We start from the raw sequence: 18,653 nt of genomic DNA, 5'->3' as shown, positions 1-18,653 counted from the left end.
TGTTCGTCAAGTTCCGCATCGTATAGTGCAGTATATGTAGAAAGCTAGCAGAACGTTAAACGTTTTCCCGTTTTCTGTTGCAAAATATTAATAGTATTAACCTTTTATCCGACATGGGCGAATGATATAATAGGATCAACAGGAAGAAACGGACGGAAGTCAAGCGTATCCTTTCGAAGCAAGCTTTGCTTACGCAAAGCTCAAGCGTATCCTTTCGAAGCAAGCTTTGCTCTCGCAAAGCTCTTAGGAGGTCCCTCATGTATTCCAAAGAATTCGCCAAATTGTGGAGCAAAATCAGCAAAGACTTGAAAACGCATATGGAGACGCAGCTTGCACCCACGTTGACGGAAGGTCAGCTGAACGTGCTGGAGGTGCTGCTCACGCAAGATCGGATGAAGCCGTCGGATTTGCTCGAGCATCTGAATACGACGCCCGCCGCCGTGACGACGCTGCTCGACCGGATGGAGAAAAACGAGCTGATCGTCCGGCAGCGCGACGAGAAGGACCGCCGCATCGTCTGGGTCATCCCGACGGAGAAAGGGAAAGCCGAGTGCGGACGCGGCGTCGATATCCGCAACGAGTTCATTCACTCCCAGCTCGACCGGATCTCGTCGCACAACCAGCAGCTGCTCGTCTACTTGCTCGGCAAAGTCGCGAATTGATCCGAAGATCGCTTGCCCTACGAAATAAACGAAAGCGCAGAGAGACGGGCTCCCTGCGCTTTTTTCGCGTCCGCCGAGCGGACCGTTTATTCGCTTTCCCAGCGGCTCAAAATGCCTGCGGGCAAAAACAGCTTGGACGACGTAATCGGCAGCCCGATTTCGCCGCACGTGATTTTGCCGCCGAATTTGCGGCCGACCGTCATCGCCAAAATGTTGTGCATGACCGTCGGGGACAAGCCTGTCGTGTACGAGTTGATCAAGAAAAAAAGCGGCTTGTCCGTCAAAATGCCGGCACAAAACTCGACGAACGGATACAGGTTCGTCTCCAGCTTCCACGTCTCGCCGTTCGGTCCGCGTCCGTACGAGGGCGGGTCCATGATGATGGCGTCGTACCGGTTGCCCCGGCGCTCCTCGCGCTGGACGAACTTGAAGACGTCGTCGGTGATGAAACGGACGGGGCGCTGGCCGAGACCCGACAGCTGCACGTTTTCCTTCGCCCACTGCACGACCCCCTTAGAAGCGTCGACGTGGCATACTTCGGCGCCGGCCGAGGCGCAGGCGACGGTCGCGCCCCCGGTGTAGGCGAACAGGTTCAACACTTTCACCGGTCGTCCGGCCGAAGCGATTTTGTCCATCATCCAGCGCCAGTTGACGGCTTGCTCGGGGAACAGACCCGTATGCTTGAAGCCGGTCGGTTTTATGTAAAACGACAGCTTGTCGTAGCCGATCACCCATCGCTCGGGCAGCTGACGCTTTACCTCCCATTGCCCGCCGCCCGACGAGCTGCGGTGGTAATGGGCGGCCGCCTGCTTCCAGGCACCCGTCTCCTTGCGGATCGGCCATATGATTTGCGGGTCCGGTCTTCGCAGGACGACGTCGCCCCAACGCTCCAGCTTGTCCCCGTCCCCGGTGTCGATCAATTCGTAATCTTTCCAATCGTTGGCATAAAACATGCGCGACAGTCCTTCTTTCGTATCGGTATCCCTTCTATTCTACAACATCGGAGCAAACGATATCCACCCGCATCGCTTCTACCTTTCGCCGCCATTCTGTGATAGCATAGGTTTGAAAAGGATTAGCCGTTCGAAGGAAAGGTGTTGGACCAACATGAAGGGTAAAGGAACATACGCGATCGGCGCCGCCGTCCTGCTGCTCGTATTCGCCGCGCTGGCCGCAACGATGCGCAAGGACGGCCCGACGGCTCTGGACGAGGCGCTCGGCGACCCGATTCGCGCGATGCGCTCGGACGCGCTCACGCCGCTGTTCAAGGCGATGTCGCCGCTCGTCTCCTCGCCGGTGTTCGCCGTCCTGCTCGTCGCCTTCGCCGCGCTGTTCGCGTTCGCATTCAAGAAACGGCTCGAGCCGCTTTTGCTCGTCGTCAACCTCACCGTGGCGTACGGCTTGTACCGCGGGTTGAAAAACGTCTTCGAACGTCCGCGTCCGTCCGAGCCGATGATCGAGGCGCTCGGCTACAGCTTCCCGAGCGGCAATGCGCTCATGGCGGCGTCGTTTTACGGCTTGATCGCCCTTCTCCTGTACCGTCATTGGCGCAAGCGGCGCAAAGGCGCGGCGTGGACCGCCGCCGTCGTCGGCATTGCGCTTATCGTATCGATCGGCGTAAGCCGCGTCTACTTGGGTGTGCATTACCCTAGCGACATTGTGGCCGGATACGCGATCGGAGGGGCTTGGATGCTTCTTTGCGCCGCCGCTTCCGCGAAACGTTCGTAACCCCCCGACAGAGCTCTTCCCGAAATAAGTTCCACTCCGCCGGTGAATAATAGCGGTATCCCCCTTGGACGGGGAGCCTACTTATTCCCGTTGGAGGAACTATGAGCGGAAAAGTGTTGCTCGTCGAGGACGAACGCAAAATCGCCCGAGTGCTGGAGCTGGAGCTGCGTCACGAGCAGTACGACGTTACGCTGGCGACGACCGGCCCGGAAGGGCTGAAGCTGGCGCTGGACGGCGGCTGGGACATCATTCTGCTCAACATTATGCTGCCCGGTTTAACGGGGCTCGAAGTGCTGGAGCGAATCCGCGAGTCGAACAAGACGGTGCCGATCCTCTTGCTGACGGCCCGGGATACGGTGACGGACAAAGTAAGCGGACTGGACCTCGGCGCCAACGATTACGTGACGAAGCCGTTCGCCATCGAGGAGCTGATGGCCCGTATCCGCGGCTTGATCCGCACGACGCGCCAACGCCAGGACGGCGGAGAGCGCGTATACCGGGTGGCCGATTTGGAGCTGGACGAAAAGGCCCGCTCGGTCCAGCGGGCCGGCGAGCCGATCGAGCTCACGCCCCGGGAATACGAGCTGCTGCTTTACTTTATGAAGCACGCCGGAACCGTCCTATCGAGAGAGCAAATTTTGTCCGACGTATGGGGTTACGACTTCGCCGGAGATACGAATCTCGTCGACGTGTACGTACGGTACTTGCGTCAAAAAATCGACGAAGGCGCCAAAACGAAGCTGATCCAAACAAGCCGCGGAGTCGGCTATTACTTGAAAGACGCGGCCGCCGACGATAAACCGTCATGAGCCTGCGCGTACGTCTCATGGTGCTGTCGTCGGTGTGGCTCGTTTTCATCCTCGTGCTGTTCAACACGTTCTTGTATTGGTTCGTCGTGAACATAACGACGAAAAGCGAGAAGGAGCTTATGCTCGGCAAAGCCCGGACGATACTCGAAAACCGCAAAGTGGTCGAACCGCAAAATTGGAAAAGCCCGAAGCTGCTCGAGGAATATTTGACCAGCGACGAAATGATCCGGATCGTCGGCATGGACGGCAAAGTCAAGCTGCAGCTGCTGTACGACGGCAACGAGGTGGCGCGCAAGCCGCCGATCGTCATCGACCGTCCGTACTTTGCGATCAAGCGGATCGATCGCATCCGGTTTTTGTACGTGGACGTGCCCATCTTGACGAAGAACGGTCAAGTCGGCGTTCTCGAAATCGGCCGCGAGCTGCACCGGTGGAACGATTACATGGACGTGCTGACGTCCGCGCTCGTCGTGACGTCGGTCGGCGCCGTCGTGCTGTCGGCGATCGGCAGCTTTTTTTATTCCCGCTTTATGTTTCAACCGATTCGCCAGCTGTATACGACGATGCAGCTGATTCAGCAGAGCGGCACGTTTCGGAAGCTGGACGGCGAATTTACGGCCAAAGCCGACGAGCTCGGCAAGCTCGGCGTCACGTTCAACGAAATGATCGAACGGCTCGAGGAGCTGGCGGCGAAGCAAAAGCGGTTCGTCGCCGACGCGTCGCACGAGCTGCGGACGCCTCTCACGATAATCGAAAGCTATGCAAGCATTTTGAAGCGGTGGGGACTCGACGATTCGGAGCTGCGCGAGGAGGCGGTCGAATCGATTTTGTCCGAAACGAACCGGTTGAAAGGACTGGTCGGCTCGCTCATGCAGCTGGCCGATTCGGAACGGGCGGAAAGCTTGAAGCCGGAGGGGATCGATCTCGTGAAGCTGATCCGTTCGGCGGCGAAACATATGGAGGTCGGCTTTCATCGCGACGTCGCGGTCGAAAGCCCGGCGGATTCGGTGCCGATGACGGGAGATCCGCAAAAGCTGAGACAGCTTCTGCTCATTTTGCTCGACAACGCGATCAAATACAGCTCGAAGCCCGTCACAATCCGGATCAAGCCGGAGCCGGAATCGGTCCGGTTCGAAGTCGTCGACCGGGGAGTCGGGTTAGGCGAAAACGAGAAACGTCACGTCTTCGACCGGTTTTACCGGGTCGATCAGGCGAGAACGCGCCAAACCGGCGGATTCGGCCTCGGGCTGTCGATCGCCAAAAGCATCGTCAATCGTCACGGCGGAACGATCGATATCCGCAGCCGTCCGGGCGTCGGCACGATCGTATCGGTGACGCTTCCGATCGACGAGCTTCCGGCGCCGACATGACGAAAAGACCTTTCCGAGGCCGGAAAGGTCTTCGCATGCGTACGGATTCGTCACGGCCTTCGCTTAGACTTACAGGACGCGACGAGCGGTAATATAGTGCGACTTCCAGTACGAGGAATTGACGCTCGATACCGTGACGCCGATTCCTTTTTTGTACGTGTGCAGCATTTTGCCGTTGCCCATGTAGATCGCGACATGGCCTACTTTGCCGCGTCCCGATTTGCTCGTCCAGAAGAAGAGAAGATCGCCTTTGCGGAGATTGCTCTTGGATACGTAGGAGCCTTTTTTCGCTTGATCGCGAGAAACCCGCGGCAGCGAGACGCCTTGTTTTTTGTACAAATATTGAACGAACGAAGAGCAGTCGAATACGTCGGTACGTCCAGCCGGCGCTCCGAAACGGTAAGGCGTTCCTTTATATTTCAAGCCGGTGGAAATGATTCGGTCGGCGCGAGTCGACGCGACGGAAACGGTTTCGGCATGAGCCGTCATTGACGCGAACCCGAGATTGCCGGATAATGCTATCGTAAGCGCAACAGCCGCGCATATGGCGGGCTTGTACCATTTCACTTTCCGTAGTGCGAACATTAGTGCCTCCTGATCGATTCTGGTTTGGGGTGGCCACCCGAAATCCAGTATACCAGACGATTCGTTGGCGGCATCTGCCAGGAGGCGGGCAATCCCTACGGGGGCAAGCGATGCGGCCCGATTATTAGAAAATCATTAAAAAACATTCCGGCGCACCAACCGGAACGATACGGGGGAGGGATCGAACGATGCCGTCGTTCGCGGAGCGGGTACGAACCGAGCTGCTGCCTGCGCTCGAAATCCGCAGCACGAATCCTCGCGACCCGGTCGAAGTCGTCTCGGTGCCGAAGCCGTGGCGTCTAATCGGTGCCGGCAACTATGCGGCGGTCGTCGCGCATCCGGACGAACGGGAACGCGTCGTCAAGGTATACGCCGAAGGGCGTCCCGGCTTGCGGGACGAGATCGAGGTGTACCGGCGGCTCGGCCGGCATCCGGCCTACTCGGAATGCTACGATTCGGGAGAGACGTTTCTCATCCTGAAACGGCTGACGGGCGTCACGCTGTACGAATGCCTGCGCAGAGGAATCCGGATACCGGAGCGGGTCATCCGCGATATCGACGAGGCGCTCGAGTACGCCCGCGGCAAAGGGCTGAATCCGCACGACGTCCACGGCAAAAACGTGATGATGATCGACGGCCGCGGCGTCGTCGTGGACGTATCGGATTTTTTGAAGGACGAATATTGCTCGATGTGGGACGATTTGAAAAAATCGTATTACATGCTGTACAAACCGATTTTGTACCGGTTTCCGATACCGATTCCGCACGCGCTGCTCAATTTGTTACGCAAAGGGTACCGGCTTTTTCGCAAGCGCGGCAGCTGCTGACAACCGATAACGTTTAACGAGGAGGAATTCAAAATGACGGTGGAAAACGAACAAGATTGGGAAGGCATGCGGCGAATCGGCCGCATCGTGGCGTTGGCCCGGGATACGATGATTCGATCGATCGTGCCCGGCATGACGACCGCGGAGCTCGACGCGATCGGGGAAGCGGTGCTTCGCGAGCACGGAGCGACGCCGGCGCCGAGAAAGGAATACGGATTTCCGGGGGCGACGTGCATCAGCATTAACGACGTGGCCGCTCACGGCATTCCGGGGAGGCGCAAAATTCGTGCGGGCGACATGGTCAACGTGGACGTCTCCGCCGAGCTGAACGGCTATTATGCCGATACCGGGGCGACGACGGTCGTGGACGGCCCCGAAGAAGAGACGGCGCTGAAGCGCAAGCTCGTGGAAAGCTCCCGGAAGGCGTTGGAGGCGGGGATCGCCGAAGCGAAAGGCGGGGCAAAGCTGAACCGGATCGGCAAGGCGATCGAGCGCAACGCCCGCGCGGACGGCTTTACGGTCATCCGCAACTTGGCGGGACACGGCATCGGCCGCAGGCTTCACGAGGGCCCCGCCGACATTTTGAATTACGAAGACAAGCGGGACGCCCGGCTGCTCAAAAACGGGATCGCGCTCGCGATCGAAACGTTCGTCTCGACCGGCGCCGAATATATCGTCGAGGAGGAAGACGGTTGGACGATCCGGACGCCGGACCGCAGCCTCGTCGCGCAGTTCGAGCATACGGTCGTCGCGACGAAGAACGGACCGGTCGTATTGACCGTATAACGACGCGACCTTTGCAGGACGGCCGAGCGAGAGGTCGGGGGCAGGAGATTTGACAGCGATGATGCGGTCGGATACAATATGTATCATAAACCGACACGCTCCATTGATCTCCGGGAGGTGCCCCATGCCGTATACGCCCGCGCATCCGATTACGGCGGTCGTGCTCGACAAGCTGTTTCCGAAACGTTTCAATAAAACCGGTCTCGTCATCGGGACGATCGCGCCCGATTTGCAAAATTTCGTCATGCTGCGCCCGACCGACACCGACTTCGGCCATTCGCCGCTCGGCATGCTGACGATCGGCCTTCCGGCGTCCGTCCTGATCGCGTTCGCGTTTCATCGGCTCGTGCTGCCGGCGATGGCTCTGCATACGCCGGCTCCGTTCAACGGCTTGCTGTACCGGTACGCCGCCCAAGGCTGGACCGTATCGGGCGCGAAAGCGTGGATCGTGCTGCTGCTCTCGATCGCGATCGGCATGTACAGCCATCTGTTTCTCGACGGCTTCACGCATAAGGGCGGGTTGATGTATCCGTACACGGTCGCGGCGCTGCAGTGGCTGGCTCCGGGGCTGCCGCCGAGCAGTTTGGTGCTGCAGCTCTTTCTTTCCGCCGGCTGCATCGGACTCGAGCTGCTTGTCTTGACGGTTCTCGTTATCCGCCGGCTTCGCTGGAAAAACGAAGCGCCCGCCGTTCACCCGGCTATGAAATGGTCGTATTGGCTGATCGTGCTTCTGGCGATTTTCGCCGTCACCGCGACCGGAATCGCCGTGCAGGATCACGGCCATCTGAAAGCGCACGCGTTCATGGCGCTGCCGGTTGCACCGTTGACGGGTACGGCGGTCGGGCTCGTGGCCGCTTCCGCGCTCCACGCTTGGATCGGCAAACGAAAGACGAGCGCCGCTTGACGTTTTTCGGCTTTGGGAGGCACTTCGTTCAACCGCAACGTTCGCGTTGCGGTTTTTTAACGTTGCAGTAAGTTGAACTTTGCAAAAGCGGTCCGATCATTCCGGAAGTCCGGACGAATGACTGCGATACGGCAAGAAATGACGAGCATTTTGGGCTTTTAACCGTTTCCACGGCCGTTTTCCGAATCGGCGACGCTGCCGGTTTTCGTGTATAATGCATGCTGCGAATATCGGCCCCGACTTTTCTGAAAGTGGAAAGTCACCAATTTGGAGTGCTGGGAGGAGTTTCGGTTTTGATAGGAGCAACATGGAAGGTATCGGGTTCGGGCGCAAGAGCCGACATCCTATCCGGGATGACGGTAGCGTTGGCTTTGATCCCGGAAGCGATCGCCTTCTCGATTATCGCCGGCGTCGATCCGATGGTCGGGCTGTACGCATCGGTCTGCATCGCCATTCTGATTTCGTTTTTCGGCGGAAGGCCCGCGATGATTTCGGCGGCGACGGGGGCGATGGCTCTCGTCATGGTTACGCTCGTCCGGCAGCACGGCGTCGAATATTTATTCGCCGCGACCGTCGTCACGGGCGTTCTGCAGGTGCTGATGGGCGTCATGCGGATCGGGAGGCTGATTACGTTCGTGCCGCATTCGGTCATGACGGGCTTCGTGAACGCGCTGGCCATCCTCATCTTTATGGCGCAGCTGCCGCACTTTGTCGGAGAAGGCTGGCCGATGTACGGCTTGGTCGCATTGACGCTGGCGATCATTTACGTACTGCCGCGCTTCACGAAGGCGTTCCCGTCGGCGCTGGCCGCCATTCTGATCGTGTCCGCCGTCGCGATCGGCTTCGGCTTCGACGTCAAGACGGTAGGCGATATGGGCCGAATTTCCAGCTCGCTGCCGGTCTTTCATTTGCCGCAAGTGCCGTTTACGCTGGAGACGCTTTGGATCGTGCTGCCGTACTCGTTCTCGCTGGCGCTCGTCGGCATTATGGAGTCGCTCTTGACGGCGACGATCGTCGATGAAATGACCGACACCGGGAGCGATAAAAACAAAGAGGTGAAGGGGCAGGGCATCGCCAACGTCGTCACGGGCTTCTTCGGCGGCATGGCCGGCTGCGCGATGATCGGGCAATCGGTCATCAACGTGAAGTCGGGGGGACGCACGCGGCTGTCGACGTTCGTGGCCGGCGCGTTTTTGCTGTTTCTCATTCTTGTTCTGGGCGACGTCGTGAAGCGTATTCCGATGGCCGCGCTCGTCGGCGTCATGTTCATGGTTTCGATCGGGACGTTCGATTGGGGCTCGCTTCGCGACCTGAAGCGCATTCCGCGCGGCGACGCGTTCGTCATGATCGTAACCGTCGCGATCGTCGTCGCTACGCACGATTTGTCGAAAGGCGTTATCGCCGGCGTCGTCCTGAGTGCGATTATTTTCGCCTGGAACATGGCCTCGATTCGCGCGGAAAGCTCCGTTTCGGCGGAAGGGGTCAAAATGTACGCGATCAGCGGACAGCTGTTTTTCGGAACCGTCCACCAATTCGTCGAACGGTTCGACGTCGCGAACGATCCCGACACGGTACGGATCGATTTTTCCGGCTCCCACGTCCGGGATCAATCCGCTGTCAAGGCGATCGCCAAAGTAGCCGCGAAATACGGACAAGCTCGAAAACGCATCGACCTGATCGGATTGAACGAGGAAAGCCGGAAGCTGGTCGAGCGGATCGGACTCGCCCCGACAGGCGGGCATTGATGGACGTAGACGGGGGCTCGGCCCATCCTCACAGCGAAGGGGGGCGTAAGGTTGCCCGGGCGGAGCGCCCTGTCCCGCGCGGTCGTCTTGACAGCCGGACTTCATTTGAGGCACTATGAGGGAAAGCGACAAGCGAAAGGACTATGCCGACATGACGGACCATAACCGCGTTAAGCAAATGATCGATATTATGGCCAGCAACGGCTGGAGAATTACGGAGCAGCGCCGGACGTTGGCCGACATTTTCGCGAAGAGCGAAGGGTACTTGTCCCCCAAAGACGTCTACGAGCAAATGACCGTCGAGTACCCCGGCGTCAGCTTCGATACCGTGTACCGCAATTTGCGTCTGTTAAGCGAGATGGGGGCGCTCGAGCAGTTTTATTTCATGGACGGCGGGCTGAAGTTCAAGGGAAGCTGTCTGGACCATCATCATCACCATCTCATCTGCGTCAACTGCGAGAAGACGCTGACGTTCGACTATTGCCCGATGGAGCACTCGCTCGGGCTGCCCTCGTCGTTCAAAATCGTCAATCATCGTTTCGAGGTGTACGGGGTTTGCGAGGAATGCCAAGCCGAGCAGAGCTCGCCTTCGTAAAACGTCAATATACGGTCATCCGTTTCCCATAAGCGCGGTCTCCCTTTCCGGAGGCCGTTTTTCTTTTGTTCGCTCGCGAATAAGAGGGTTAGGATAAACCCGATTCCTTGCGGGCGGAGCCGACGAATACGGGGGCTTTGCGGCCGGGAGCCCGCTTGGACAGCCGTAGCGCCATCTTGATCGCGAGGGGACCGGCCATACTGCCCAGCACGGCGATCGATTCGTGATGGAGCGCGCGCCGAAGCAAGACGTAGCAGACGGTGCCGCCGATCAGGTCGATCAGGAACGACCGCTTCAATTCGGCGAGCGTGACGACGACGACGACCATGTTGCGTTTTCGAATCGGAGCCATGTTCAAGCGGGTTCCCCTCCGTTGTCCGTGTCGGGTTCAATCGTTCCCTTTCGTATCGTACGCGTACGGGCTGTCCGATTATGTCGGAAATGACGTATTTTTGGCATTTATTCATATACGTGAATATAACTTACATATGGAGAAAAAAGGATTGACGATCCTCGTACGCAAAGCTAGACTCATCTTAGCATCACGCTCTCGAACGGTTCGATGCGGAGAGGAGAGCGCAAGCCTTCGATACGATGCGAAAGGGGAACGGACATGATACCTAATTTGCAGGCGGGCATACCGGAACGGCATACCCGCTTCACCCAACTGCCTAACGCGGCGGGACACAATGCGGTGTGGGACTTCGTGCGGTCGCCCGACGGCCGTTTCTTCATCAGCGTATGCGGCGAAAACGAAAAGCCGCTGACGGCGCTGCTGTACGAGTACGATCCGAAAACGGGCGGGCTGCGCCTCCTCTTCGACGTGGCCGACGTTTGGATCGTTCATCCGCGGCAAATGCCGCCGAGCAAAATTCATACGAGCATCGACTTTTTGCCGGACGGCCGGCTCATCATGGCGACGCACAACACGGCTCCCGCTCCCGGACATAAGCAGTGGATGTTCGAGCAGCATTACGAGGACTTCTGGGAAGGCTACCCCGGCTCCATCCTGATGATCGTCGACCCCGACACGAACGACGTTCAAGTAAGGGGGATTCCCGTTCCGAGGGAAAGCATTTACGGCGGCTTGCTGGGGAACGACCCGCGCTATTATTATTTTCTCGGTTATATGAGAGGACATTTCTATCGTCTCGATCTGGAGACAAACGAAGTGAAGGATTACGGCAAGGTGTCCGAATTTTCCTCATGCCGGCTTGTGAAGGACGACAGGGGACGCCTTTACGGCAGCTCCTACACGGGCGGACTATGGCGGTACGATCCCGAGCGGGACGAGATCGACGATTTGAAGGCGAGCTTCGCGTCGCCGCACGGGACGAAGCATCGGAGACAGTTCATTTTCGCCCTTCGCTCCCCGCAGGGCACGCTGTTTATGGTCGACAATTTGGACGGGGAGATGATCGAGCTGCATCCGGAAACGTTGGAAATAACGAGGCACGGCCCCATCCATCTCCGCGATCATGTGCCGGTCAATCCGTACGGAATCGGGGGACTGGCGGCGGACGACAACTTCGTGCTGTATTACGGATTAAAGACGTACGACGATTATTGTCCGATCCGGCTTGTGCGGTGGGATATTCTGAACGGAGGCGAGCCGGAAAATCTCGGAATCGTCTCGCCGCAAGGGAAAGATTCGCAGTACATATGCGAAATGATATTCGACGACGACGGCTGGCTGCACATGGTCGACGTCTGCGGCGAGTTTTCCCCTTACGTGCTGGCCGTCGACGTGAAGAAGCTGCAGCCGCCGGGCCCGGAAGCGCCGCCCGCACCGCTCAAGCCGTACAACGAGCCGGACTGGAACGGTGTCGGCGGCGCGGCTTACATGCACATCCGCGCGAAGACGACGCGTACGCTGCCGCTTCACCGCCATATGGATTGGAAAGATACGGCGGTCCGCTACGTCCGCGCGGCGAATGGCTTCGTCTGCGCCGTCGCCGGCCAAGACCGTACGTATTGGATCGTGTCCGACTATGCCGAGGAACGGCCGCGCACCCTCTCGGTCGTCTACGAGCCGTCGGGGCCGGTATCGTGCGCGGACGTCGGCGACGGCACGATCGCCGTGCTCGCGGCCGACGGAGCCGTCCTGCTCGTCGACCCCGCTTCGGGTGCGGACGGCATCCGCACGGCGATTCCCGCCGGGAGCGGGCTTGCGAGACTGCACGTATCGCTGGGCGGAAGCGGGCTGCTCGCGAGCGACGGCAACGGAAGCGTTTACGTATGCGACACCGCACGAGGCCTCCTGCGCAAGCTGCCGGATATTCGTCTGGAATCGGCCGAGGCGGAATTGGTGAAGCTGGACGACGGCCGCGTGCTGCTGTCCGCCCGGGACGACGAGCTGCTCGTGTACGATATGGCCGCAATGCGATCCGCGAAGCTTACGGTCCACGCTCCTTCCATCCGGGGGAGAGCGTTCAAGGCAACCGTAACCGGTGGGGCCGTTCTGCAGGACGGGACCGTCGTAGCGGGAACGTCGGACGGCATGCTGTTCGCGCTGACGCCCGATCTCGTCAAGGCGACCGCGTACGGCCGGCTGCATTCCACCGGAATGCTGCGGAGCTTCGTCAAGCGCGGTGACGACGACGTGCTGGGCGTGTACGGCGGCGAAGACGATGCCGGCCATCTGTTCCATTTCTCCCGCGATGGCGGCTTCGTCGATCTGGGACGGCCGCGAGTCGTCAAGGACAATATCGAGCTGCGCGACGCAGAGACGGAATGGGCGAGCATTCATTACATTTCCCGGCTGGCGTACGATCGTGAAGCGGATTGCCTCTGCGTCGCGTCGGGCGAACGTTACGGCTGCATCGTGAGGTATACGGGAGTTTCGGTTCCGTACTGACGTCGTTCATTAGGACGGACGACCGACATGCGTGAGGGCGGCGATATCGAGGACAAGATCCGGGAAATCGAGACGATTCGCGACCGACGTCTTGCGTACACGCTCCGAATATGGGATCATATCCAAAACGGCGGAAGAGGGACGGCAATCCGCGCTGTTCGAAATCCGCCGTTTTGGAACGGATATTCGCAGAACAAACAGGAAACGGAGTGGTAGCGATGGAAACGATTCGCCGCCTGTTCGGCCATATGCGATGGGCCGACGAAACCATTTTGACCGCGCTCGACCGGCAGAGCCCGGCCGATTCGGAAAACGCGAAGCTGTTTCGCCACGTTCTGATCGCCGAACGGGTTTGGCTGACCCGGTTGGAAGGGAACGACAGCTCCGGCTTCGTCCTCTGGGCGGATGAGGCGGATTTGACCGAGCTGAAGAAGCTTGCCCGCAATAACGCCGACGGCTACGATGCCTATGTAGCCCGCCTGACCGAGCAGCGTCTGGACGAAATCGTCACGTACCGCAATATGAGCGGTGTCCCGTTCCGGACGTCGGTCCGCGACATCCTGCTGCAAGTGGCGCTTCACGGACAGTACCATCGCGGGCAGATCAACCGCGCGCTGCGCCAACAGTCGCTTGAGCCGGTCAATGTAGATTACATCACGTATGAGCGTACGATCGGATCGGCGACCCGGGAAGGGTAATCGGCCGGCTTCCGCAGGCTAATCCTCGCCGCGAGACGGATCGTCGGGATGATCCTCGTCGAGATAATCGCCGAGACGGTCGAGATGCCGTTCCCAGCTCGTCCGACGCTCGGCGATAAACCGCTCGTGGTTCATCCGCATCGCCCCCAATAAGCTCGTCAAGTCCTCGGCGGTCAGCGACCGGCTGCTCCGCATCAGGCTCGAGGCACGCTCCAATTCCCGGAGCAGCTTCTGCTGTCTGCGGATCTGCTCCTTCAGCCGGTCGATCTGCATCGCGATCAGATCGGACAGGCCGACCCGATCGCCGGTCATGACGTCGCGGATTTCGTCCAGCGACAAGCCGAGCTCCTTCAGCGACAATATGCGGTGCAGCCGCTCGACGTCGGATTCCGTATATAGCCTGTGGCCGGAGGCGGAATGACCGGACGGCGAGTACAAGCCGATCTGATCGTAATAGCGCAGCGTTCGGATCGTAAGCCCCGCCATCCGGGCCAGCTCCCCGACTTTCCATGTTCGTTTCATCCTTCATCCCCTTTGCGCCTGGGCACTCGTCCCGTTCCTCTACTATAAAGCATGACGCGGCGTCATCTTCAAGCTTGAATCCGAACGGATTCTCCACGATTTTGATTATGACATACCGACATGCTACACTTGAAGCGAACAAGATCGATTATCCCCAAAATAGTGATGGACAAAGGAGCTGTTGAACATGTCGGTGGGCGTTTATATCAACTTCAACGGAAATTGCCGCGAAGCCGTCCTGTATTACGCGCAAGTATTCGGAACGGAGCAGCCGAACATCATGACGTTCGGCGACACGCCGCCCAATCCGAACTTCCCGCTGCCGGAGGAGGCGAAGCCGTTGGTCATGCACGCCCGGCTTTCGATCGGCGGCAGCAACGTCATGTTCTCGGACACCTTCCCGGGTATGCCGTTCGTGGAGGGCAACAACATCAGCCTCGTGTTTGCCACCGATAGCGAGGAGGAGCTTCGTTCCGTCTACGCGAAGCTGACCGACGGCGGGAAGGTGGAGCTGGAGCTGCAGGAAACGTTTTGGAGCAAGCTGTACGCGAAATTGACGGACAAGTTCGGCATCCATTGGCAGCTGAACTTGGGCAGCGGAGACGCGTAACGCCGTCCGGGCGTCTTGTCCCGGAACGAGCCGCGTCCCTCCCGGCGATACGATGACGCTTTGCCGCTTACGAGCGCGCGAAGCGTTTTTTCGTATGCGGCCGCATCACTATCCGAATGCCTAAGTAAACGTCAAAGATCCCTAATGGCGACGGCCGGAGCGGGTTGCTACAATGGGTTTCGAACCGAGTGATGGGGAGGGGCGCCGATGAAACATAGTTGGCTTGTGCACGACATGATCCGGATTTGTCCGCGAAGCGGCACCGTGCTGGAAGCGGAAGCCGAGCCGCGGCAACGGGCGGGGGACGAGCCGCTCCGTCTGATTTCGCCGCGCAACGCTTACGTGTCGTTTCAAATCGTCGTGAGCGCTGAACCGGGCGAGGCGGACGACATCGACGTACGGGCGGAACCGCTGCAGGGAGACGGCGGGGATATCGCCGCGGAGGAATATACGCTGTTCGTCCAATGGTACCATTCGATCAAGGGGCGGTATTTCCCCGACGCTTTGGTCCCATGGATGAAGGAAGGGAAAGAGGAGCGGCGGCTTTCGGAGGTTGTTGGCCGGAACGGGGTGCCGGATCAGGCTTTTGCAACCATATGGGTCGACTTGTTCGTGCCGTCCGATATCGGTCCCGGCGAGTACCGCGGCTCCGTAATCGTACGCAAGGGCGCCGAAGTCGATCGCCATACCGTATCGCTCCGGGCGCTGCCGACGATCGTCCCGAACGAATCGACGATTACGGCCGATTTGAACAATTACGCGGATACGATTTCCTCTCGATTCGCTTATTTGAACGGGCGGGAGGAGCGGTATCGCGACGGATCGTACTTCGAGGTCGAAAAACAGTTTTACCGGATGTCGCACGAGCACCGGGCCGTCTTCCACAACTTGCCTTATCAGCATTCGGGGCAAATACCGGAGAGCTTCGCCCCCGTACTGGAAGGGAAAGGAAAATCGATTCGCGTCAAGGACTGGTCGTTGTTCGACGAGCATTTCGGGCCTTATCTCGACGGCTCGGCTTTCAAGGGCAGCAAGAGAGGTCCGATTCCGATTCCGTACATGTACTTGCCTCACAATTTTCACTGGCCCGCGGATTACGCGAACTTCGGATTAAAAGGCTACGAGACGGAATTCCGGACGATCTTCGAGCAGTTTCACCGCCATTTTACGGAGCGGGGGTGGCTTTCGACGACGTTCGAGCTGTTCTTGAACCACAAGAAGCGGTACAAGCTGTTCCCGTACGACGGGGATGAAACGCGGTTCGTGTGGGACGAGAAAATCAACGACATCTACTACGGAATGGTCCGGGACGTCCTGAACCGGAAAGACGGCGCCCGCTTCGTGTTCCGCACCGATTCGAGCTGGTGTTACGGCTTGCACTACGAGAAATACGCCGAGATGATCGCCCTGTGGGTCGTGAACCGGAGCATCTTCTCCTGGTACCCGCAAGGGCTGACGCATTTGCGCCGAAACGGTTGTACGGTATGGATTTACTTGGGAGCGCAGCCGATCGACGACAACCTGCTCGGGACGGCGATCACCCCGCTTTCCTGCGTCGCCCGGGGAGTGGACGGCTTCGTCTATTGGAACAACGTCGATTGGGGACCCGCCTGGGAGCATACGCCTGCCGACAACGGCAAAACGACGATGTTCTACCCCGGAGACCGGCTGTTCGGCATCGAAGGACCGATTCCGTCCATCCGGCTCAAGGTGCTGCGCAACGCGATGCAGGCGACCGAATGCATGGAGCGATGGATCAAGCGGAACGGGGAGGAAAGCCGGATCGAGATGACGAAGCTCGTCGGCTCGATGCTGGACGGAGACCGTACGTTCGATTGGCCGGAGCGGCCCGCGCTTGTCGATACGCCGCCGTACGAATGGACGAACGAGAAGCTGAGCGATGCGTCGCCGTCCGATCTTCACAAGGGGCGTTCTCCCGAGAATTACCTCGAATTCACGGGCAAGCTTTGGGACCGAATCGGGTAGGGAGGAGATGGGACGATGGCGCAATCGTACGGATTGATGGAAATCGCCAGGATCGGGGCGCTGTTTCTTAGCGGAGACTGGATCGAGGAGGCGCTCCCGCCGAAGTACCGCGCTTACCCCAACGGCGACGAGCTCGACTTCGAGGAGATCCCTTATAACGCCGTGAAGCGGACGCTGCTGCTGACGGAGCGGATCGATCCTTCGAGCGGGGCGATCGCGGCCGTATGGGTTCGCCGTCCGGACGATCCGGACAAGGGCGAAGTGCTGGTCGCGGGGAAGGCGCTTCCGATCGAGGGGCCGGACATTATCGTGCTGGGTGCGGAAATACGCCGGGCGTTCTCGGGCTTGCCGACGCGCAGGAAGCGGCCGGTAGGCGAAAGCGTGTACGTACCGGTCCGCAACTCCGAGGACGATATCGTTGGCGTACTGGAAGTGTCGACGCTGCGGGAAACGTATTTTATTTGAAGCCACGACTGAAAAAGACGAATCGCCGGATCCACCCGTTCGGGAGTCCGACGATTCGTTTTTCGTTTACTCGGCCAAGTTCGCCTCGGTCTCGATCATCCAATGCGAGTGCGTTTCCTTGCGGCAGCCGACGAACGTGTTGTTCTCCATCCGGACAGGCCCGACATGCTCCTCCAGGCAAATGCCGATCGTACGGTCGGGAGGCAGCTTCACGAATTCGATCCGGTTCCCCGTCAGCTCCGCGTTTCGCGTGAAGCCCCGGATACGTATGCCGACATACCCCATCGTCTCCGAGCCGTTGTCCGTGATGACGTTGTTCTCGATCTTGTTATCGTTTGCCCCCATCGGGTCCGGTTCGTTGCGGAAAAAGATGCCGTAATAGCCGTTATCCGCGAATCGATTGCCGCGAATGACGTTGTTCGTATCCTTATGCCCGATCGAGAGCCCGCTTTGCGCGTTGCGTTCCGATACGCAGCCCTCGACCAGCCCGTCCTGCACCCTCCAGCATAAAAAGATGCCGTCCAATCCGTTTCCGACGAAGCGGCATTCGAGGATGCGTGTGCGCTTCGTGCCGCTTCCGGGATGAACGCCTTTCCCTCCGTTATCGCGGCATACGCAGCGGACGACCTCGATATCTTCCCCGCCTTGATAGCTGATGCCGTCCCCGTTGTAGTCGCGGACCGTGCAATCGGCGATAACCGAGCGGCGCGCGTTGAACAGGAAAATGCCGGCGTTGCGGCAGCCGTTCGTCACCGCGTTGTTCGCCTTGTTGCCGTCGATCGTCAAATGCCGGATCGAGACGTTCTCGCAATCGTAGCCGCTAATAACCGAGCAATTCGTCGTGACGATGCCTTCCTGCGCCATAAAGACGGTGGCGAACATGTCCCGGTCCAAATACAGAACGTTGCCCTCCGTGCCGACGATAGTCGCGACGGTATCGCCGAAGTCCATGCTTGCCGCCGCCTTCCTTACGGTGACCGTCTGCCCGATCCGAAACTTCTCCGGATGAGCCACGGTGACCCGGCGCTCGTGCAAATCCGCGTCGGCGGCCAACGGCGAGACGATTTCGTCCGCTTTGCGCAGGATCGTTCGGCCGGGGATGCCCTCCAATCGGATGTTCGACCGAAGATGGAGAGTGGTGCCGAGCTCGTACACGCCTTCCTGCAGCGTCAACGTTCCGCCGCCGATATACGAAAGGTAATCGACGGCGCTTTGGATGGCGAGATGCGCGTCGCCCGTCGCGTCGGCGCATTCGGGGCCGAGCGTCAACGTCTGTTTGTTCATATGCAGTCTCCTTCGCTTTCAATGTCGTTATTCTCATACTAGCAGTGGAAAGGTTCCCGTTCGATAAGACAAATCCGTTTTTTACTGGGACGTTCTTATTCCGGCTAAAAGTGGCCTATAAAAAGTCTACTTTGCCCCGTTTATCGCCGTTTCCCGGCCGTCTTACAATGGGAAGGACCGCTCGTCACGGAAACCGGCAGGTCGATCCGCAAACGGGAAG

At 59.1% G+C, this 18,653-nt stretch carries 19 protein-coding genes; 14 read left to right on the top strand and 5 right to left on the bottom strand.

Translation table 11 applies throughout. The features are described from left to right. The first annotated feature begins 257 nt into the window (after positions 1 to 257). Positions 258 to 662 carry a MarR family winged helix-turn-helix transcriptional regulator gene (locus DLM86_RS09745; protein WP_110839823.1) on the top strand — a complete coding sequence of 135 codons (405 nt, stop codon included), beginning with the start codon at positions 258 to 260 and terminating at the stop codon, positions 660 to 662. An 86-nt stretch (positions 663 to 748) separates the two neighbouring features. Here the strand turns inward: DLM86_RS09745 and DLM86_RS09740 are convergent, their stop codons facing one another. Next, complete coding sequence (locus tag DLM86_RS09740) at positions 749 to 1,615, bottom strand: class I SAM-dependent methyltransferase (protein ID WP_110839822.1); 867 nt, start codon at positions 1,613 to 1,615, stop codon at positions 749 to 751. 154 nt (positions 1,616 to 1,769) lie between these two features. On the opposite strand from DLM86_RS09740, the gene DLM86_RS09735 reads away from it, so the two are divergent. From DLM86_RS09735 to DLM86_RS09725, 3 genes are all read left to right on the top strand, one after another. Then, complete coding sequence (locus DLM86_RS09735) at positions 1,770 to 2,390, top strand: phosphatase PAP2 family protein (RefSeq protein ID WP_158289415.1); 621 nt, start codon at positions 1,770 to 1,772, stop codon at positions 2,388 to 2,390. A gap of 101 nt (positions 2,391 to 2,491) precedes the next feature. After that, complete coding sequence (locus tag DLM86_RS09730) at positions 2,492 to 3,199, top strand: response regulator transcription factor (protein ID WP_110839820.1); 708 nt, start codon at positions 2,492 to 2,494, stop codon at positions 3,197 to 3,199. Beyond that, positions 3,196 to 4,569 carry a sensor histidine kinase gene (locus DLM86_RS09725; protein ID WP_110839819.1) on the top strand — a complete coding sequence of 458 codons (1,374 nt, stop codon included), beginning with the start codon at positions 3,196 to 3,198 and terminating at the stop codon, positions 4,567 to 4,569. Before DLM86_RS09730 ends, DLM86_RS09725 begins: the two co-directional genes overlap by 4 nt. A gap of 69 nt (positions 4,570 to 4,638) precedes the next feature. Here the strand turns inward: DLM86_RS09725 and DLM86_RS09720 are convergent, their stop codons facing one another. Beyond that, positions 4,639 to 5,154: a C40 family peptidase gene (locus DLM86_RS09720; RefSeq protein WP_110839818.1), complete on the bottom strand. Its 516-nt coding sequence runs from the start codon at positions 5,152 to 5,154 to the stop codon at positions 4,639 to 4,641. A gap of 188 nt (positions 5,155 to 5,342) precedes the next feature. Here DLM86_RS09720 and DLM86_RS09715 point away from each other — a divergent pair, with 188 nt between their 5' ends. From DLM86_RS09715 to DLM86_RS09695, 5 genes are all read left to right on the top strand, one after another. Continuing rightward, positions 5,343 to 5,981, top strand: a complete 639-nt coding sequence (locus tag DLM86_RS09715; protein ID WP_110839817.1) for a serine/threonine-protein kinase — start codon at positions 5,343 to 5,345, stop codon at positions 5,979 to 5,981. A gap of 33 nt (positions 5,982 to 6,014) precedes the next feature. Beyond that, positions 6,015 to 6,767, top strand: a complete 753-nt coding sequence (gene map / locus DLM86_RS09710) for a type I methionyl aminopeptidase (protein ID WP_110839816.1) — start codon at positions 6,015 to 6,017, stop codon at positions 6,765 to 6,767. A gap of 124 nt (positions 6,768 to 6,891) precedes the next feature. Further along, on the top strand, positions 6,892 to 7,671 hold the full coding sequence (locus DLM86_RS09705; protein WP_158289414.1) for a DUF4184 family protein: 780 nt from the start codon (positions 6,892 to 6,894) through the stop codon (positions 7,669 to 7,671). A gap of 293 nt (positions 7,672 to 7,964) precedes the next feature. Next, entirely contained in the window at positions 7,965 to 9,416 is a 1,452-nt protein-coding gene (locus DLM86_RS09700; protein WP_281272111.1) for a SulP family inorganic anion transporter, read from the top strand. A 151-nt stretch (positions 9,417 to 9,567) separates the two neighbouring features. Next, positions 9,568 to 10,011 (top strand): Fur family transcriptional regulator, encoded by a 444-nt coding sequence (locus DLM86_RS09695; protein WP_110840231.1) that lies wholly within the window; start codon positions 9,568 to 9,570, stop codon positions 10,009 to 10,011. An 88-nt stretch (positions 10,012 to 10,099) separates the two neighbouring features. Here the strand turns inward: DLM86_RS09695 and DLM86_RS09690 are convergent, their stop codons facing one another. Further along, positions 10,100 to 10,363 (bottom strand): hypothetical protein, encoded by a 264-nt coding sequence (locus DLM86_RS09690; protein WP_146250190.1) that lies wholly within the window; start codon positions 10,361 to 10,363, stop codon positions 10,100 to 10,102. A 261-nt stretch (positions 10,364 to 10,624) separates the two neighbouring features. Here DLM86_RS09690 and DLM86_RS09685 point away from each other — a divergent pair, with 261 nt between their 5' ends. Next, entirely contained in the window at positions 10,625 to 12,868 is a 2,244-nt protein-coding gene (locus tag DLM86_RS09685) for a WD40 repeat domain-containing protein (RefSeq protein WP_146250189.1), read from the top strand. 218 nt (positions 12,869 to 13,086) lie between these two features. Beyond that, positions 13,087 to 13,566, top strand: a complete 480-nt coding sequence (locus DLM86_RS09675; protein WP_110839810.1) for a DinB family protein — start codon at positions 13,087 to 13,089, stop codon at positions 13,564 to 13,566. 18 nt (positions 13,567 to 13,584) lie between these two features. Here the strand turns inward: DLM86_RS09675 and DLM86_RS09670 are convergent, their stop codons facing one another. Then, entirely contained in the window at positions 13,585 to 14,088 is a 504-nt protein-coding gene (locus DLM86_RS09670) for a MerR family transcriptional regulator (protein WP_110839809.1), read from the bottom strand. 187 nt (positions 14,089 to 14,275) lie between these two features. Here DLM86_RS09670 and DLM86_RS09665 point away from each other — a divergent pair, with 187 nt between their 5' ends. The 3 genes from DLM86_RS09665 (at position 14,276) to DLM86_RS09655 (ending at position 17,149) form a co-directional block, all read left to right on the top strand. Next, positions 14,276 to 14,698 (top strand): VOC family protein, encoded by a 423-nt coding sequence (locus tag DLM86_RS09665; protein WP_110839808.1) that lies wholly within the window; start codon positions 14,276 to 14,278, stop codon positions 14,696 to 14,698. A 207-nt stretch (positions 14,699 to 14,905) separates the two neighbouring features. Further along, the gene (locus DLM86_RS09660; RefSeq protein WP_110839807.1) at positions 14,906 to 16,684 is read left to right on the top strand and encodes a glycoside hydrolase domain-containing protein; all 1,779 of its coding nucleotides are present in this window, start codon (positions 14,906 to 14,908) and stop codon (positions 16,682 to 16,684) included. Positions 16,685 to 16,699: 15 nt separating this feature from the next. Further along, positions 16,700 to 17,149: a hypothetical protein gene (locus DLM86_RS09655; RefSeq protein ID WP_110839806.1), complete on the top strand. Its 450-nt coding sequence runs from the start codon at positions 16,700 to 16,702 to the stop codon at positions 17,147 to 17,149. Positions 17,150 to 17,215: 66 nt separating this feature from the next. Here the strand turns inward: DLM86_RS09655 and DLM86_RS09650 are convergent, their stop codons facing one another. Beyond that, complete coding sequence (locus DLM86_RS09650; RefSeq protein ID WP_110839805.1) at positions 17,216 to 18,433, bottom strand: right-handed parallel beta-helix repeat-containing protein; 1,218 nt, start codon at positions 18,431 to 18,433, stop codon at positions 17,216 to 17,218. Between the last annotated feature and the right edge of the window lie 220 nt (positions 18,434 to 18,653).

Source organism: Paenibacillus flagellatus (assembly GCF_003217775.1).
Lineage (GTDB): Bacteria > Bacillota > Bacilli > Paenibacillales > NBRC-103111 > Paenibacillus_AB > Paenibacillus_AB flagellatus.
This window is presented reverse-complemented; position numbering and strand designations above follow the sequence as displayed.

Bases quoted from the DNA above. Each gene is read 5' to 3' on its own strand.
- DLM86_RS09745 (WP_110839823.1), top strand. From the start codon at position 258: ATGTATTCCAAAGAATTCGCCAAATTGTGGAGCAAAATCAGCAAAGAC.
- DLM86_RS09740 (WP_110839822.1), bottom strand. From the start codon at position 1,615: ATGTTTTATGCCAACGATTGGAAAGATTACGAATTGATCGACACCGGG.
- DLM86_RS09735 (WP_158289415.1), top strand. From the start codon at position 1,770: ATGAAGGGTAAAGGAACATACGCGATCGGCGCCGCCGTCCTGCTGCTC.
- DLM86_RS09730 (WP_110839820.1), top strand. From the start codon at position 2,492: ATGAGCGGAAAAGTGTTGCTCGTCGAGGACGAACGCAAAATCGCCCGA.
- DLM86_RS09725 (WP_110839819.1), top strand. From the start codon at position 3,196: ATGAGCCTGCGCGTACGTCTCATGGTGCTGTCGTCGGTGTGGCTCGTT.
- DLM86_RS09720 (WP_110839818.1), bottom strand. From the start codon at position 5,154: ATGTTCGCACTACGGAAAGTGAAATGGTACAAGCCCGCCATATGCGCG.
- DLM86_RS09715 (WP_110839817.1), top strand. From the start codon at position 5,343: ATGCCGTCGTTCGCGGAGCGGGTACGAACCGAGCTGCTGCCTGCGCTC.
- map (WP_110839816.1), top strand. From the start codon at position 6,015: ATGACGGTGGAAAACGAACAAGATTGGGAAGGCATGCGGCGAATCGGC.
- DLM86_RS09705 (WP_158289414.1), top strand. From the start codon at position 6,892: ATGCCGTATACGCCCGCGCATCCGATTACGGCGGTCGTGCTCGACAAG.
- DLM86_RS09695 (WP_110840231.1), top strand. From the start codon at position 9,568: ATGACGGACCATAACCGCGTTAAGCAAATGATCGATATTATGGCCAGC.
- DLM86_RS09690 (WP_146250190.1), bottom strand. From the start codon at position 10,363: ATGGCTCCGATTCGAAAACGCAACATGGTCGTCGTCGTCGTCACGCTC.
- DLM86_RS09685 (WP_146250189.1), top strand. From the start codon at position 10,625: ATGATACCTAATTTGCAGGCGGGCATACCGGAACGGCATACCCGCTTC.
- DLM86_RS09675 (WP_110839810.1), top strand. From the start codon at position 13,087: ATGGAAACGATTCGCCGCCTGTTCGGCCATATGCGATGGGCCGACGAA.
- DLM86_RS09670 (WP_110839809.1), bottom strand. From the start codon at position 14,088: ATGAAACGAACATGGAAAGTCGGGGAGCTGGCCCGGATGGCGGGGCTT.
- DLM86_RS09665 (WP_110839808.1), top strand. From the start codon at position 14,276: ATGTCGGTGGGCGTTTATATCAACTTCAACGGAAATTGCCGCGAAGCC.
- DLM86_RS09660 (WP_110839807.1), top strand. From the start codon at position 14,906: ATGAAACATAGTTGGCTTGTGCACGACATGATCCGGATTTGTCCGCGA.
- DLM86_RS09655 (WP_110839806.1), top strand. From the start codon at position 16,700: ATGGCGCAATCGTACGGATTGATGGAAATCGCCAGGATCGGGGCGCTG.
- DLM86_RS09650 (WP_110839805.1), bottom strand. From the start codon at position 18,433: ATGAACAAACAGACGTTGACGCTCGGCCCCGAATGCGCCGACGCGACG.